The 15798-nt window shown below is 72.1% G+C and carries 13 protein-coding genes; 8 read left to right on the top strand and 5 right to left on the bottom strand.

Annotated features, from left to right (window positions below; all coding sequences use genetic code 11):
* Positions 1-105 precede the first annotated feature (105 nt).
* Genes ACWD68_RS25250 through ACWD68_RS25265 form a run of 4 tightly spaced genes read left to right on the top strand, consistent with a single transcriptional unit; the run spans position 106 to position 4215 of the window.
* Entirely contained in the window at positions 106-1296 is a 1191-nt protein-coding gene (locus ACWD68_RS25250; protein ID WP_451808721.1) for an acyl-CoA dehydrogenase family protein, read from the top strand.
* Positions 1297-1313: 17 nt separating this feature from the next.
* A complete protein-coding gene (locus ACWD68_RS25255) occupies positions 1314-2879 on the top strand; it encodes a 4-coumarate--CoA ligase family protein (RefSeq protein ID WP_451808722.1) in 1566 nt (521 codons plus the stop codon).
* Positions 2876-3610 (top strand): enoyl-CoA hydratase family protein, encoded by a 735-nt coding sequence (locus ACWD68_RS25260; RefSeq protein WP_451808723.1) that lies wholly within the window; start codon positions 2876-2878, stop codon positions 3608-3610. The genes ACWD68_RS25255 and ACWD68_RS25260 overlap by 4 nt, the downstream gene beginning before the upstream one ends.
* Positions 3598-4215 carry a TetR/AcrR family transcriptional regulator gene (locus ACWD68_RS25265; protein WP_266759901.1) on the top strand — a complete coding sequence of 206 codons (618 nt, stop codon included), beginning with the start codon at positions 3598-3600 and terminating at the stop codon, positions 4213-4215. The genes ACWD68_RS25260 and ACWD68_RS25265 overlap by 13 nt, the downstream gene beginning before the upstream one ends.
* A gap of 59 nt (positions 4216-4274) precedes the next feature.
* Here ACWD68_RS25265 and pdxH read toward each other — a convergent pair whose 3' ends face one another.
* Entirely contained in the window at positions 4275-4913 is a 639-nt protein-coding gene (gene pdxH / locus ACWD68_RS25270; protein ID WP_451808777.1) for a pyridoxamine 5'-phosphate oxidase, read from the bottom strand.
* 443 nt (positions 4914-5356) lie between these two features.
* Here pdxH and ACWD68_RS25275 point away from each other — a divergent pair, with 443 nt between their 5' ends.
* Positions 5357-6457: a citrate synthase 2 gene (locus tag ACWD68_RS25275; protein WP_451808724.1), complete on the top strand. Its 1101-nt coding sequence runs from the start codon at positions 5357-5359 to the stop codon at positions 6455-6457.
* Positions 6458-6474: 17 nt separating this feature from the next.
* Here the strand turns inward: ACWD68_RS25275 and ACWD68_RS25280 are convergent, their stop codons facing one another.
* Positions 6475-7530, bottom strand: a complete 1056-nt coding sequence (locus ACWD68_RS25280) for an isopenicillin N synthase family dioxygenase (protein ID WP_451808725.1) — start codon at positions 7528-7530, stop codon at positions 6475-6477.
* Positions 7531-8261: 731 nt separating this feature from the next.
* Between ACWD68_RS25280 and ACWD68_RS25285 the strand changes: the two genes are divergently transcribed.
* Positions 8262-9644, top strand: coding sequence for a PAS domain-containing protein (locus tag ACWD68_RS25285; protein WP_451808726.1), 1383 nt, complete (start codon positions 8262-8264; stop codon positions 9642-9644).
* 93 nt (positions 9645-9737) lie between these two features.
* Here ACWD68_RS25285 and ACWD68_RS25290 read toward each other — a convergent pair whose 3' ends face one another.
* Positions 9738-10493: an SIS domain-containing protein gene (locus ACWD68_RS25290; protein WP_451808727.1), complete on the bottom strand. Its 756-nt coding sequence runs from the start codon at positions 10491-10493 to the stop codon at positions 9738-9740.
* Between the two features lie 380 nt (positions 10494-10873).
* On the opposite strand from ACWD68_RS25290, the gene ACWD68_RS25295 reads away from it, so the two are divergent.
* Positions 10874-11566 carry a metal-dependent transcriptional regulator gene (locus ACWD68_RS25295; RefSeq protein WP_451808728.1) on the top strand — a complete coding sequence of 231 codons (693 nt, stop codon included), beginning with the start codon at positions 10874-10876 and terminating at the stop codon, positions 11564-11566.
* An 834-nt stretch (positions 11567-12400) separates the two neighbouring features.
* On the top strand, positions 12401-13267 hold the full coding sequence (locus tag ACWD68_RS25300; RefSeq protein ID WP_451808729.1) for an alpha/beta fold hydrolase: 867 nt from the start codon (positions 12401-12403) through the stop codon (positions 13265-13267).
* Between the two features lie 85 nt (positions 13268-13352).
* On the opposite strand, the gene ACWD68_RS25305 is transcribed toward ACWD68_RS25300, so the two are convergent.
* Both ACWD68_RS25305 and ACWD68_RS25310 read right to left on the bottom strand, forming a co-directional pair.
* Complete coding sequence (locus ACWD68_RS25305) at positions 13353-14966, bottom strand: transporter (RefSeq protein ID WP_451808730.1); 1614 nt, start codon at positions 14964-14966, stop codon at positions 13353-13355.
* The gene (locus tag ACWD68_RS25310; protein ID WP_451808731.1) at positions 14963-15760 is read right to left on the bottom strand and encodes an ABC transporter ATP-binding protein; all 798 of its coding nucleotides are present in this window, start codon (positions 15758-15760) and stop codon (positions 14963-14965) included. The genes ACWD68_RS25305 and ACWD68_RS25310 overlap by 4 nt, the downstream gene beginning before the upstream one ends.
* Positions 15761-15798 lie beyond the last annotated feature (38 nt).

Raw genomic sequence — 15798 nt, forward strand, 5'->3', positions numbered from 1 at the left:
CGGACCTGAGCCGCGCGGGCGCGAACAGCCACGTACAGGCCGCACTTCCGTACTTTCCGTACTTTCCGTACCTTCCGTACCGAACCTCCGTACCGAGGAGCCGTCATGAGCCCTGTCACAGAGACCGACGAACACAAGGCGCTCCGTTCCGCGGTCGCCGCTCTCGGCAAGCGCTACGGCCGCGAGTACCTCACCAAGGTCGTCGCCGAGGGCGGCCACCCCGACGAGCTCTGGTCCGAGGCGGGCAAGCTCGGCTACCTCGGGGTGAATCTCCCCGAGGAGTACGGCGGCGGAGGCGGCGGCATCGCCGAACTGTCGATCGTGCTCGAGGAGTTGGGCGCGGCGGGCTGCCCGCTGCTGATGCTCGTCGTCTCGCCCGCCATCTGCGGCACGGTCATCGCCCGCTTCGGCACCGAGGAGCAGAAGCGGCAGTGGCTGCCGGGCCTGTCGGACGGCACCCGCACCATGGCGTTCGGCATCACCGAGCCCGACGCCGGTTCCAACTCGCACCGGATCACCACCACGGCACGCCGCGACGGCACCGACTGGGTCCTGAACGGCCGCAAGGTGTTCATCTCCGGCGTCGACATCGCCGCCGCCACGCTCATCGTGGGCCGCACGGAGGACGCGCGCACGGGCAGCCTCAAGCCCTGCCTGTTCATCGTCCCGCGCGACACCGAGGGTTTCGGGCGGCGCGAGATCGACATGGAACTGCACGGCGCCGAGAAGCAGTTCGAGCTCACCCTGGACGAGGTGCGGCTGCCGGCCGACGCGCTCGTCGGTGGGGGCCCCTCCCACGCTTTCGGCAGTGGGGGAGAGGACGCGGGGCTGCTGCAACTGTTCGCCGGGCTCAATCCGGAGCGCGTGATGACGGCCGCGTTCGCGATCGGCATGGGCCGTTTCGCGCTCGCCAAGGCCGTCGCGTACGCACGTGAGCGCACCGTCTGGAAGGCGCCGATCGGCGCGCACCAGGCCATCGCGCACCCGCTGGCGCAGGCCCACATCGAACTCGAACTGGCCCGGCTGATGATGCAGAAGGCGGCGTTCCTGTACGACTCGGGGGACGACATCGCGGCCGGGGAGGCTGCCAACATGGCCAAGTACGCGGCGGGGGAGGCCTGCGTACGGGCCGTCGACCAGGCCGTGCACACCCTCGGCGGCAACGGCCTCACGCGGGAGTTCGGTCTCGCCTCCCTGATTACGGCGGCGCGCGTGTCTCGTATCGCGCCGGTCAGCAGGGAGATGATTCTCAACTACGTCTCCCACCAGACACTGGGCCTGCCCAAGTCGTACTGACCGCTCCAGGAGGAACCGTGTTCCGCAGCGAGTACGCAGATGTACCGGCCGTCGAGGAACCCATCCACGACGCCGTCCTGGGCCGCGCCGCCGAGCGCGGCGACACACCCGCGCTCGTCGACGGCGTCGACGGCACCACGCTCACCTACGCCCAACTCGACCGGTTCCACCGGCGGCTGGCCGCCGCGTTCGCCGACGCGGGGCTGCGCAAGGGCGATGTGCTGGCCCTGCACAGCCCGAACACCATCGCCTTCCCGACGGTGTTCTACGGGGCCACGCGTGCGGGGGCGTCGGTCACGACGGTGCACCCGCTCGCCACTGCCGAGGAGTTCGCCAAACAACTTCGGGACTCCTCGGCCCGCTGGATCGTGACCGTCTCGCCCCTGCTGGAGACGGCCCGGCAGGCCGCCGAACTCGCGGGCGGCGTACGGGAGATCTTCGTGTGCGACCAGGCATCCGGACACCGCTCGCTGGTCGACCTGCTGAGCGGCACCGCGCCCGAACCGCAGGTCGACATCGACCCCGTGGAGGACGTGGCGGCGCTCCCGTACTCCTCGGGCACCACCGGTGTCCCCAAGGGCGTGATGCTCACCCACCGCTCCATAGCCACCAATCTCGCGCAGCTCTCGCCGGCCATGCCGATGGGCCCGGGCGACCGCATCCTCGCCGTGCTGCCGTTCTTCCACATCTACGGACTGACGGCTCTGATGAACGCGCCCCTGAGGCAGGGCGCCACCGTCGTCGTCCTGCCCCGCTTCGAACTCGACACGTTCCTGGCCGCCATCCAGGAACACCGCATCACCGGCCTGTACGTGGCGCCGCCGATCGTCCTCGCGCTCGCCAAGCATCCGGCGGTCGCCGAGTACGACCTGTCGTCCCTGCACTACATCATCTGCTCGGCCGCGCCCCTGGACGCGTCGCTCGCGGCCGCGTGCTCGGCACGGCTGGGGCTGCCGCCGGTGGGCCAGGCGTACGGCATGACGGAGCTGTCGCCCGGCACCCACGTCGTCCCGCTGGACGCCCAGGACGCGCCCCCTGGGACGGTCGGCAAGCTCGTGGCGGGCACCGAGATGCGCATCGTCTCCCTCGACGACCCCGGCAAGGACCTGGGCGTCGGAGAGCCCGGCGAGATCGTCGTCCGGGGTCCCCAGGTCATGAAGGGCTATCTGGGCCGCCCCGACGCGACCGCCGCGATGATCGACCCGGACGGCTGGCTGCACACCGGGGACGTCGGCCACGTGGACGCGGGCGGCTGGCTGTTCGTCGTGGACCGGGTCAAGGAACTCATCAAGTACAAGGGGTTCCAGGTCGCCCCCGCCGAACTGGAGGCACTGCTGCTCACCCACCCCGGCATCGCCGACGCCGCCGTCATCGGGGCCTACAACGAGGACCACAACGAAGTCCCGCACGCCTTCGTGGTGCGCCAGCCCTCCGCCGCCGGCCTGTCCGAGGGAGAGGTGATGATGCACGTCGCCGAGCGCGTCGCCCCGTACAAGCGGGTCCGTCTCGTCACCTTCATCGACGCGGTCCCGAGGGCTGCCTCCGGGAAGATCCTGCGCCGGGAACTGCGAGGCCTGTCATGACCGTCGTCCTGACGGCGCGGGAACGCGCCGTCACCACCCTCACGCTCGACTCGCCGGCCAACCGCAACGCCCTGTCGGCCACCCTCGTGGGCGAGCTGGCCGACGCGCTCACCCGCTGCGGCAAGGACGACGAGACCCGCGCGGTCGTCCTGACCCACACCGGGAACACCTTCTGCGCGGGCGCCGACCTGCGCGAACCGCCGAACCCGGACGCCTTCGTCGGGCTGCTGCGGCAGATCGTCGAGCTGCCCGGACCCGTCGTGGCCCGGGTTACCGGGCACGTCCGGGCGGGCGGCCTCGGCCTGCTCGGGGCCTGCGACATCGCGGTGGCCGGCGGGGAGGCGACCTTCGCCTTCACGGAGGTACGCATCGGGGTCGCGCCCGCCGTCATCTCGCTCCCGCTGCTGCCGCGCGCCGACCCGCGCGCGCTCGCCCGCTACTACCTCACCGGCGAGCGCTTCGACGCCGCCGAGGCGGTCCGCACCGGGCTTCTGACGGCGGCCGGCGAGGACGTGGACGCCGTACTCGCGCCCGTTCTGGACGGGCTGCGCCGGTCGTCCCCGCAAGGCCTCGCCGAGACGAAGGCACTGCTCACGGCTAAGGTGCTGGAGGCCTTCGACCGGGACGCGGCGGACCTGACCGCGCTCTCGGCCCGGCTGTTCTCCTCCGCGCAGGCCCGCGAGGGGATGACGGCCTTCCTCGAACGACGGGATCCCGCATGGGTGGTGTGAGCGCGACGGAGCACGCGGCACGTACTCCGCACGTCCCCAAACAGGACCGCAGCCGGGCCACCCGGCAGCGGCTGCTGGCCGCCGCCGTGGCCTGTCTCGCCGAACACGGCTGGGCGGGCTCCACGGTCTCCGTCGTCGCCGAGCGCGCCGGTGTCTCGCGGGGCGCCGCCCAGCACCACTTCCCCACCCGCGAGGACCTCTTCACGGCGGCGGTCGAGTACGTCGCCGAGGAACGCTCCACCGCCCTGCGCGCCCTCTTCCCCGACGGCCCCGCCGACCGGCGTGTCGTCGTCACCGCCCTCGTCGGCCTCTACACCGGGCCGCTGTTCCGCGCGGCACTCCACCTGTGGGTCGCGGCCTCCAACGAGGACCAGCTCCGCTCGCGGGTGACCGAGCTCGAGGCCCGTGTCGGCCGCGAGAGCCACCGCATCGCGGTGGACCTGCTGGGCGCGGACGAGTCCCGCCCCGGAGTGCGCGAGACGGTGCAGGGACTGCTCGACATGGCGCGCGGCCTCGGCCTCGCGAACCTGCTCACCGATGACGCGGCGCGCCGGGAGCGGGTCGTGGCGCAGTGGGGCGCGATCGTGGAGGAGGCGCTGGGCTGAGCGTGCCGGGGGCCGGACGCCCGGGGCGAGCGGTGGCCGGGGCCGGCACCGCTCGCAGGTCAGGGGCTGAGCCGCTCGATCCGCCAGCTGCCGTCCGGCTCGGCCGCGTAGCGGAGCCGGTCGTGGAGGCGGTTCTCGCGGCCCTGCCAGAACTCGACCGTCTGCGGGGCGATCCGGAAGCCTCCCCAGTGCGGCGGCACCGGCACCTGCTCGCCCTCCGGATAGCGCTCGCTCAACTCCGCGTACGAGGCGTCCAGTTCGGTGCGCGAGGAGATGACCGTGGACTGCGTGCTCGCCCAGGCGCCGAGCTGGGAGCCGTGCGGACGGGTGCGGAAGTACGCGGCGGTCTCGTCCCGGCCGGTGCGCCGCGCCGTCCCGGTGACGATGACCTGCCGGGCCATCGGGTGCCACGGGAAGAGCAGCGAGATGTACGGGTTCCGGGCCAGCTCGAGGGCCTTGCGCGAGTCGTAGTTGGTGTAGAAGACGAAGCCCTGCTCGTCGTACTGCTTGAGCAGCACCGTGCGCGAGCTGGGCCGGCCCTCGGCGTCGGCCGTGGAGACGACCATCGCGTTCGGCTCGTGCACGAAGCCGTGCACCGCGGCCTGCGCCGCCTGCTTGAACCAGCGGGAGAACTGGTCCATGGGGTGTGCGGCGAGATCGTCCTCGTCGAGGCCCTCGGCGCGGTAGTGCGCCCGCATGGCGGCGGGGTCGGCGGCGATCTCCTCGTCCGCGGCCTCGGCGGCCTCGGCCGCGCGCCGGATGAGGGGTTCGGTCACGGATTCGTCCGGGAAACGATCGTTCACGCGGGTCATCCTGCCGTATCCGGGCCCGCTCCCGCGGGCGGGTGTCCTTCGTCACGCCGTGGCACTCAGTGCCGCGTACTCTCCCCAATGGTGGCACTCGGAGATATCGTGCTGCTGCTGTTCCGGTTGGATGACCGGCTGCACGGGGCATCACCGGAGTGACCGCTTCGGACCGCGAGTCGGCGGAGAACTTTCGAAGATCTTTCGAGAGCCTTCGTAAAACGACCGTGAAACCGGCTCGCGCACCGCACAATCGTCGACCGTCACCCCAGCAAGGGCACAGGGGTCACGAAGATCCCACAACATCATTTGTCGTACACATCACGAGGAGCCGCCTGATGTCCGACTTCGTACCCGGACTCGAAGGAGTCGTCGCGTTCGAGACGGAGATCGCCGAACCGGACAAGGAGGGCGGCGCCCTCCGGTACCGGGGCGTCGACATCGAGGACCTCGTCGGCCATGTCTCCTTCGGGAATGTCTGGGGACTCCTCGTCGACGGCGCCTTCAATCCCGGCCTGCCGCCCGCCGAGCCGTTCCCGATCCCCGTCCACTCCGGTGACATCCGCGTCGACGTGCAGTCCGCGCTCGCCATGCTCGCCCCCGTGTGGGGCCTCAAACCCCTCCTCGACATCGACGAGCAGCAGGCCCGCGAGGACCTCGCCCGCGCCGCCGTCATGGCTCTGTCGTACGTCGCGCAGTCCGCCCGCGGACAGGGTCTGCCGATGGTCCCGCAGAACGAGATCGACAAGGCCCACTCCGTCGTCGAACGGTTCATGATCCGCTGGCGGGGCGAGCCCGACCCCAAGCATGTCGCCGCCGTCGACGCCTACTGGACCTCCGCCGCCGAGCACGGCATGAACGCCTCCACCTTCACCGCGCGCGTGATCGCCTCGACGGGCGCCGACGTCGCCGCCGCGCTCTCCGGCGCCGTGGGAGCCATGTCGGGTCCGCTGCACGGCGGCGCCCCCTCCCGCGTCCTCGGCATGATCGAGGAGATCGAGCGCACCGGGGACGCCGACGCCTACGTCCGGCACGCCCTCGACAAGGGCGAACGCCTGATGGGCTTCGGTCACCGCGTGTACCGCGCCGAGGACCCGCGCGCGCGGGTGCTGCGCCGCACCGCGCGCGAGCTCGGCGCCCCCCGCTTCGAGATCGCCGAGGCCCTGGAGAAGGCCGCCCTCGCCGAGCTCCACGCCCGCCGCCCGGACCGTGTCCTGGCGACGAACGTCGAATTCTGGGCGGCCATCGTCCTCGACTTCGCCGAGGTTCCGGCCCACATGTTCACGTCCATGTTCACGTGCGCCCGTACCGCGGGCTGGTCGGCGCACATCCTGGAGCAGAAGCGCACGGGCCGCCTCGTGCGTCCCTCCGCGCACTACGTGGGCCCCGGCTCGCGGAGCCCCCAGGAGATCGAGGGATACGGGGACATCGCCCGCTGACCCCCGTACGCCGGTCATCACGCGGGAGTGAGCAGCTCCGCGTGATGACGGGCGGCGACCAGCGGGTGCGCCCGCAGCTTGCCCTTCAGCTCGTTGAAGCCGTACTCGGCGAAGAGCGGATTCGACGGATCGTCGGTGACGCCGGGCGCTGCGGAGGCGTGCGGGAACGGCAGCGGCTCGACCCGGGCGTCGAGGCGGGGGTTGTAGAAGAACGGCACCGAGAACCGCTCGGTGGCCCCGGCCGGGCTCACCACCCGGTGATTGGTCGCCACGAGGTACCCGTTGGTGGCGACCTCCAGGAGTTCGCCCAGGTTGACCACGAAGGCGCCCGGCAGCGGTGGCACGTCGTGGAAGCGGCCGTCCTCGCGCTGCACCTGCAGCCCGCCGACCTGATCCTGGAGCAGCAGCGTCAGGAATCCGTAGTCCTTGTGCGCTCCCACGCCCTGGTCGGCGCCGTCGCCCGCGCTCCCCGGATACCGCACCAGCTTCAGATGCGGGTGGGCCCGCTCGCCGAAGACGGGGTCGTAGAAGGCGGCCGGAGCCCCGATGGCGGTCAGCAGCTCACGCAGCAGCCGCGCCGCGACCGCGCTCAGCCGCTCGATCCAGGCCAGCGTGGCCGTCCGCAGCTCCGGCAGCGCGGCGGGCCACTGGTTCGGCCCCTCCAGCCACCAGTACGCGGGCTCGCCGGGACCGGGTGTCCGCGCGACCCTCTCGGCCCCTATGTCGAGCTGGTCCCGCCAGTCGCGGCTGCCGCCGGTCCGCTCGTCGCCCGTCCGCGTGTACCCGCGGAAGTGCGGCGAGCCGATGTTGTCGATGGCCAGCCGGTCGGCCTCGGGGAGCGCGAAGAACCGGTGCATGGCCCGCAGCAGCGCGCCGGTCTCGGCCTCGCTCACCCCGTGCCCGGTGAGCTGGAAGAACCCCACGTCATGGGCGGCGCTGTGCAACTGCGCGTGCAGCAGCGCGCGCGCCTGGGGGCCGCGGTCGGCCGCGGAGAGATCGATGATCGGAAGCTGCTGGTACAAGGGGAACCGCTGCCCGCTCGGGGCAGGCGTGGAAGACGTGTTCGTCGTCATGAGATGCGTCCGCGGGGTGTACGGGTGCCCGGGCGGCCGCCGGGGGTGGGGCGGGGGCCACGGGTGCCAGGTGGAGGAGAGAAGCGGTGCGAAGGGGGCCGGTCAGGCAGAGCGCCGACAGCCCATGCTCGTGACGCGCACGAAATCCACGTGGCGGCGTCGAACGAGCATCGGAGGCATGGACACAGCGTACTGCCGCCCACGCGATCCATCCGTGACCCGGGTCACCCCGGATGAACGCCCGCCCGGGCCCCGGCGCCCGCCCCGCCGGAGGCGCGTCCGTGGAGAAACGCAGACGACCCGCGAGCTCGGGTCCCTCCGCCGTGCGGCGGAGGAGCCGGCCGGACGCACCGGCGAGCTCGCGGGTCGGGTGACTGCGTTGGATTGGGCCGGCTGCATGCACACCACACATGCTGGTCCGGCGCCGAACCGAGTCCGACAACGGGCCGCTAGCCCGCAGTCACCTCGTATGTCCGGGTTTCCGTCATGAGCCGAAACACCTCCTCTCCTACGTGGGCAGCACTCTAGGAAGACATCCGGGGAGCCTCAAGCGATTTATGGAGGGGTGCGGGACGTGTGCTCCTGGGACGGACGGGGCGAAAATCCGGCGTACAACGATTTCGTCCAATCTTCGGGGAACGAGGTGTGGGCTGGGTCACGTTCGAGTTGAATGGTGACGAGTGAGCGAACTGTCGCGCCGTACACACGGACGCAGCCTGCAGGGGGTCCAGGTGAGTGCTTCCCGGCGTAGTGGGACCACCGACGAGCTCGGGCCGGACGAGCCCGAGCGGGATGGTTCCGATCTGCTTGCCGCGCTGCTGGACGGCATGGACGCGGCCCTGTGCGCCTTCGACGCCGACGGGGCCGTGACGCACTGGAACCGCGAGGCCGAGCGCATTCTCGGGTGGACGGCGGCCGAGGCGGTGGGGCGGCACGGCTTCGCCGGCTGGGCCGTGCGGACCGCGGACGCCGAAGAGGTCGAGGCCCGGCTGATGTCCGCAACGGAGGCCCCCGGCCGCCAGGTGCACGAGTTCGCGCTCCTGACCAAGGACGGCGGCCGCGTGCTCGTCCGCACCCAGTCCGCCGCCGTCCGCGGCCCGGACGGCAAGCCCGCCGGGGTGTACTGCGCCTTCAGCGAGGTGCACGCCCAGATCGACCTCGAACGGTCCATAGCCCTGAGCGAGGCGCTGTTCGAGGACGCCAGCTGGGGCGTGGTGCTGGTCGACGCCGACCTGCGGCCCGCCGTGGTCAACGCGCACGCCGCCCAGGCCCTCGGGACCGGACGCACCTCCGTTCTCGGCCGCCCCCTGGGGGAACTGCTCGCCCAGGGCGTCGAGGAACTGGAGAGCGCCTTCACCCACGTACTGGCCGAGGGCGCGCCGCCCGCACCCGCGGAGCTGTGGGTGAGCGTGCGCACGCCGGAGGGCGAGAAGCGCCGGTGCTGGCGCAGTGGCTTCCTGCGGCTCGCCTCGCCGCTCGCGGAGGAACCCGTACCCCTGGGTGTCGGCTGGCTCTTCCAGGACGTGACCGAGGCCAAGCAGACCGAGCAGGAGGCGGCGACGCTGCGCTTCCGCGCCAATCAGCTGCACCGCGCGGCGCGGGCCGCGGCGGAGTGCGAGGACCCGGGCGAGGCCGCCACCGTCCACCTCGACTTCGCCCTCGCGGGCTTCGCCGACCACGCCCTGGTCGACCGCGTGACCGGGGGCCGGCTCGCGGACGGGGAGGGGCCCGTGCGCCTCGTCCGGACCGTCGCCACACCCGCCGGGGCACCCGGACCGAGCATCCTCACCGGCAAGGCCGGGCTGCCCGTGCGCTACGCCGAGGGGCACCCCGCGCTGCAGTGCGTGGAACGCGCCGGGTCGGTGCGGGCCGACGCGGGCGCCGCCGACGCCGAGCAGGCGCGCGAGTGGGCTCTCGCCCGCCAGTGGCCGCGCGACTCCGTGCACGCCCTGTGCGCGGTGCTGCGCAGCCGCGGGCGGACGCTGGGGGTCGTGACGTTCCTGCGGAGCGCGGGGCGCAGCCGTTTCGAGCGGACGGACGCGATGTACGCGGAGGACGTGGCCGTACGGATCGCGATGGCGCTGGACCTGGAGGAACTGACGGGACGGCCCTGACGCCGCCTCCGGGGCGCGATCTTCCCGCGCCCTCATCCCTTCCCGGGCCCGCCCGCCGGGGGCGGACCTCTCGGCGCACGCCCGGACGTCCCCTCAGTGGCGGTAGAAGATCCGGTCCCCGTACTCCGTCATGACCCGACCGTTCCACTCGTGGCCGCCGTCGACGTTGCCCGAACGGAGCAGGGGCGGTTCGATGCCGCGGTCCGCGAGGGCGCCCGCGGCGGTGGCCATGACGGCCTGCAGGAGGGCCGAGGTGACGACGGTCGAGGCGGGGGCGAAGGGCGCCTCGATGGAGTCCACGGTGAGTTCCGCGTCGCCGACCGGGATCCTCGAGTCGAGGACGAGGTCGCAGTGGTCCTTGAGGTAGGTGCCCGACACGTGCCGGGACGTCGTCTCGGTGGCGTAGGCGACGGAGGTGACGCCGATGACCTTCACGCCCAGGGCACGGGCGTTCATGGCCATTTCCACCGGGAGCGCGTTGCGGCCGGAGAGCGAGATGATCACCAGCAGGTCGCCCGAACGGAGCGGGCTGGAGTCGAGGACCGCGCTCGCCAGACCGTCGACCCGCTCCAGGGCGGAGCCCAGCGTCGCGGGCATGACGTCGACGCCCACGACTCCCGGCACGACGAGCAGATTCATCAGGGCGAGGCCGCCCGCGCGGTAGACGATGTCCTGCGCGGCGAGCGAGGAGTGCCCGGCGCCGAAGGCGAAGAGCCGGCCGCCGTCGGTGACGGTGTCGGCGATCAGGGTCCCGGCCGCCCCGATCTCCCCGGCGTCCTCGTCCCGCACCTGCCGCAGCAGGCCGATCGCGGCGTCGAAGAACTGCCCGGCCAGCTTGCTGTCGCTCATCGGCGAAGCCCCTTAGAAGTCTCGTCGCTTGGACGTCTCGTCGGCGTCGGGGTCGGCACGGGGCGGGTGGGCGGCTGAACCGGTTCCCCGGTGCGGCCGTACTCCCCTCGTGTCGCGGATCACGTTGCGGTCTGGACCACTGCCCTGTCAATACGACCCACGGGCGCTGTCCACGACCTTCGGGGGCGGTCCCGGCCACCGTCACCGGGGCCTGTGCGGGCCGACCGGGGCCCGTGTCCGCACGGTTTCCGGGCACTCGGCAGCATGCGGTTCGGACGGCGAGGCACGGTTGTCAGTGCTATGCGTCAGAATTGAGTTCAGGGCCAGCGCACACGCCGGTGGACCATCGAGTCTCCGGCAGAGCTAATCGAGGGGCACGAATGTCCGGACTGATCGACACCACGGAGATGTATCTCCGCACCATCCTCGAGCTGGAGGAGGAAGGCGTTGTCCCCATGCGCGCCCGGATCGCGGAGCGGCTCGACCAGAGCGGCCCGACGGTGAGCCAGACGGTGGCGCGGATGGAGCGCGACGGTCTGGTGGCGGTCGCCAGCGACCGGCATCTGGAGTTCACCGACGAGGGACGGCGGCTGGCCACACGCGTCATGCGCAAGCACCGCCTCGCGGAGTGTCTCCTCGTCGACGTGATCGGTCTGGAGTGGGAGCAGGTGCACGCGGAGGCGTGCCGCTGGGAGCACGTGATGAGCGAGGCGGTGGAGCGGCGCGTGCTGGAGCTGCTGCGCCACCCGACCGAGTCGCCGTACGGGAACCCGATCCCGGGCCTGGAGGAGCTGGGCGAGAAGGACGGTGCCGACCCGTTCCTGGACGAGGGCATGGTGTCGCTGGCCGAGCTCGACCCGGGTCTGGACGGCAAGACCGTGGTCGTACGGCGGATCGGTGAGCCGATTCAGACCGACGCGCAGCTGATGTACACGCTGCGGCGGGCGGGCGTGCAGCCCGGCTCCGTGGTCAGCGTGACCGAGTCGGCGGGCGGGGTCCTCGTGGGCAGCGGCGGCGAGGCCGCGGAGCTGGAGGCCGACGTTGCCTCCCATGTGTTCGTCGCCAAGCGTTGACGCCGTCGGCGGGCGTACCGGCTCTCCGGCACCCACGCCTTCCGCGCCCGAGCCCCCGGTCCCCGGAGCGGGTGCGAGCACTGCCCGCGCCCGCGCCTCGGCCGGCCACGCTCCCGGTATCCACGGTTCCGGATATCGGCCGTTTCCCCGCCCATGCTTCCGGTGCCCGCGAGGGGCAGCTCCCGGGCGTCGACGGAGGGGCCGGCAGCCGCTGACCTCTACGTCGACGCCCGGGCGCACGCCGGACACCGTGGGGCGCATGCCTTCCGGTGCACCCCGGGGTGTGTCAACTGCTGTGGCTGTAGGGGTAGTTGTGATGTTTTCGCGACCTGGCCGAAACCAAGATTCAGTGTGCGGAATCGCAGCGGCGGGACCATTTGCGTGCGAGGCTGTCGCGTGAGGCATATGACCTGAGGGCTCTTGACCGTGTCCGAGAGCGATGGTGTGCGGTCGGGGAGGGGGCGTAAGGATGTGCCGCAGATGTGGAGAGGGCCCCGGCGCCGTCCGGCGCCGGGGCCTGTCCTCCCCTGTGCTGACCCGGAGCCCCGAGCTCTCAAGGTCATTCCCCTCGGACCGGTTTCCCCGAGCGGTCCGCCTCCCGCTGAAGATCTCCCCGCGGCGGCGGCGGTCAATCCTCGCGGGTGGTCACTCGAACGAGGGGTGTTGCGGCCAGAAAGGCCATTCTCGAAACCCCATTCGATAACGTGACGGTGTGGCGGGAGTACACATTCGGACACCGAGCAGCAGGAGCAGCGGCAGGAAGCGGTACGAGTGGACCGGCCGGATCGAGCGGGAACGGACGGGTCCGAGCGAGCTAGGGGGGTGCCATTACCGATGGTGCGGCGCATCGACGTGACGGGAGCGGGCGGCGTACGCCTCGCTGCCTGGGAGTTCGCCGATCCTCCCAAGAACGATCAGCCGAGGGCCTCCGAGGCGCCCGGCGTGCTGTTACTGCACGGCCTCATGGGCCGTGCCTCGCACTGGGCGTCCACCGCCCGCTGGCTCTCCGAGCGGCACCGCGCCATCGCCCTCGACCAGCGGGGCCACGGCCAGAGCGACAAGGGCCCGGAGGCCGAGTACACGCGTGAGGCCTACGTCGAGGACGCCGAAGCCGCCCTCGACCAGCTCGGCCTCGGACCGGCCGTCCTCATCGGCCATGCGATGGGCGCCCTGACCGGCTGGCAGCTCGCCGCCAAGCGCCCCGATCTCGTCCGCGCCCTGATCATCTGCGACATGCGGGCCTCGGCACTGGGTGCCGCCTCGCAGCGCGAGTGGGAGGACTGGTTCAAGGCCTGGCCCGTGCCCTTCGCCACGCTCGCCGACGTACGGAAGTGGTTCGGCGAGGACGACCCCTGGGTGGAGCGCCGCAACCCCTCCCGCGGCGAGTTCTACGCCGAGGTGATGCACGAGTGCCCCGACGGCTGGCGCCCGGTCTTCGATCCGGAACAGATGCTCAAGTCCCGCCAGACATGGGTGTACGACGCCCACTGGGAGGAGCTCGCCCAGGTCCGGTGCCCCGCGCTGGTGGTACGGGGCCTCGACGGCGAGCTCGGCCGGGCCGAGTCCCAGGAGATGGTCCGGGTCCTGCCGCGCGGCCAGTACGCGGAGGTCGCCGACGCCGGCCATCTGGTGCACTACGACCAGCCGGAGGCATGGCGCGCCGCGATCGAGCCGTTCCTCGACGGCGTACTCACCGTCTAGGACCTGTCCGGCCCCGGTCCCCAGCTGTCGGGACCGCCGGAGCGGGCGCCGGCGCGTGTACCGGCCGGCGCCGCCCGGCGCACGCTCACCCCTTGCTGACCGCCGCCAGGATCTCCGGCAGGCGCCGGGCCGTCCGGGGCGCCGCCAGCCGGAGCCCGAGCAGCGTGATCAGCGCCCCGTAGACGGCCCCCACGGGCAGCAGCAGCCAGCTCCACCGGTCCCCGTCCGCGCTCACGTTCAGCCAGATCGTGAGGGCGATGACGGGGGCGGCCAGCAGAGCGGCCGAGACCATGCCGCCGAAGATGGAGATCCAGGCGAGGCCGGCCTGACCGGGGGCCACGTTCTTGTAGCCCTCCTGAGGGATGGAGTACGGAAAGCGGGCCGAGGACCAGGCGCCGGTCGCCAGCATCGCGCCGAGCAGCGCGAAGGACAGGCCGAGCACCTCGGGCAGCTGCCGCCAGGCACCGAGCAGCGAGGTCGTCAGGACGGTCACGAGCGTCGCGTACGGCAGGGTGATGACCAGCAGGGCCAGCGCACGCCCGCGCAGTTCGACGTACGCGTCGCGGGTCGAGGAGATCGTCATCGCGACCATCCAGAACGCGGACGTGTCCTGCCCGAACTGGTTGTACATCTGGATCCCGAGCATCCCCGCCGCGAAGCAGGCGAAGTAGACCGTGCCGGTCCCCTGAAGGGCGTTGAACACCGGCACGATCAGCCCGATGGCCAGCGAGGTCACCCACGCCGCCTTGGTCTTCGGATCGCGCCACACGTACCGCAGGCTGCGCTCCATGACCGTGCCGGTGCGCCCGGCCGGCAGCAGCCGTCCGATCCCCGACGGACCCCGGTCCCGCGCGACGGGCTCCGCCGCCTGGAGCGTGGACCCGTCGGGCGAGGTCATCAGCCGTGTCAGATGGCGGGACCAGAGACTCAGCAACCCCGCCAGGGCGGCCGCGCACAGCGCGAGTTGGGCGATCCCGCTGCCGTACGATCCGTCGCTCACCGAGTCCACCGCGCCGATCGCCGACGCGGGCGGCACCCAGCGCAGGACGTCCGCCGCCGGGTCCAGCGTGGACAGCCCGCCCGCCGAACCGAGGCGCTGCGCGCCGAAGTTGACCAGTTGCACGCCGACCGCGACGACCAGTCCGCTGAGGACCGCCAGATCGCGGCCCTTGCGGCTGGACAGCAGCCGGATGTTGGCCGCCGCGACGGCCCGCGCGAGGGCCACACAGACCAGCAGGGCGAGCACGAGGGCGACGGCCGCCGTCACGTACGCCGCCGCCCCGTGGGCGACCGAGATCACCGAGCCGACCAGCAGGCAGAGGGTGAAGAGCGGCCCGATTCCGACCAGCGAGGCGGCCAGCAGCGCCCGGACGAGCGGTTGCGGCCGCAGCGGCAGCATCACCAGACGCGTCGGATCGAGCGTCTCGTCGCCACCGGGGAAGAACAGCGGCATCACGGCCCAGCCGAGCGCCATCACCGTCACGAGCGCCACGGCGACGGTGGTGGCGTGCGCGTTGCCGCGCAGCGCGATCAGCCCGATCAGCTGGAGCGCGGCGACCAGCAGGACGAGCACCAGGGAGACGATGTAGGCGGCCCGCCGCCCGGCGGACTGCCGCAGCCCGTTGCGCAGGAGCGACAGCTTCAGACGGACGACGACGGGCGTGATCGACGCGGCGGAGACGCTGGCGGGGGCGCTCACCGGGGAGCCCCGCCGCCCAGCCAGTCCAGATCGGCCGCGGTGCCGCGGCCGTGCGCGCCGACCAGCTCCAGGAAGGCCTGCTGGAGCGAGGGCGCGCCGCCGCGCACCTCCGCGAGCGGGCCGTGCGCGCGGATCCGCCCGGCGGCCATGACGGCGACCCAGTCGCACAGCGACTCGACCAGTTCCATCACATGGGAGGAGAAGACGACGGTGGCGCCGGAAGCGGTGTACCGCTCCAGGACACCGCGGATGATCTGCGCGGAGACCGGGTCGACACCCTCGAACGGCTCGTCGAGGAAGAGGACTTCGGGGTTGTGGAGGAGGGCGCAGGCCAGACCGATCTTCTTGCGCATGCCGGTCGAGTAGTCGACGACGAGTTTGTGCTGCGCGCCCGCGAGGTCGAGGACGTCGAGGAGCTGGGTGGCGCGCTTGTCGACCTCGGCACCGGGCAGGCCGCGCAACCGGCCGGTGTACGCGAGCAGTTCCCGCCCGGAGAGCCGCTCGAAGAGCCGGAGTCCCTCGGGCAGCACGCCGATCCGCGCCTTCACCTCCACCGGGTCGCGCCACACGTCGTGGCCGACCACCTCGACGGTTCCCTGATCGGGCCTGAGCAGCCCGGTGACCATCGACAGGGTGGTGGTCTTGCCGGCTCCGTTCGGACCGACGAGTCCGATGAACCGGCCCGCGGGCAGCTCCAGATCGACCCCGGCGACGGCGACCTGTTCCCCGAACCGCTTCCAGAGCCCTCGCACGCGTACGGCGGGCACGCCGTCGTCCTTCGCTCCCTCGCTCATGTAGGCACCCTAAGGGCCGACGGGCCGGCCCGGGGGTG

The organism is Streptomyces sp. NPDC005141 (genome assembly GCF_053599975.1).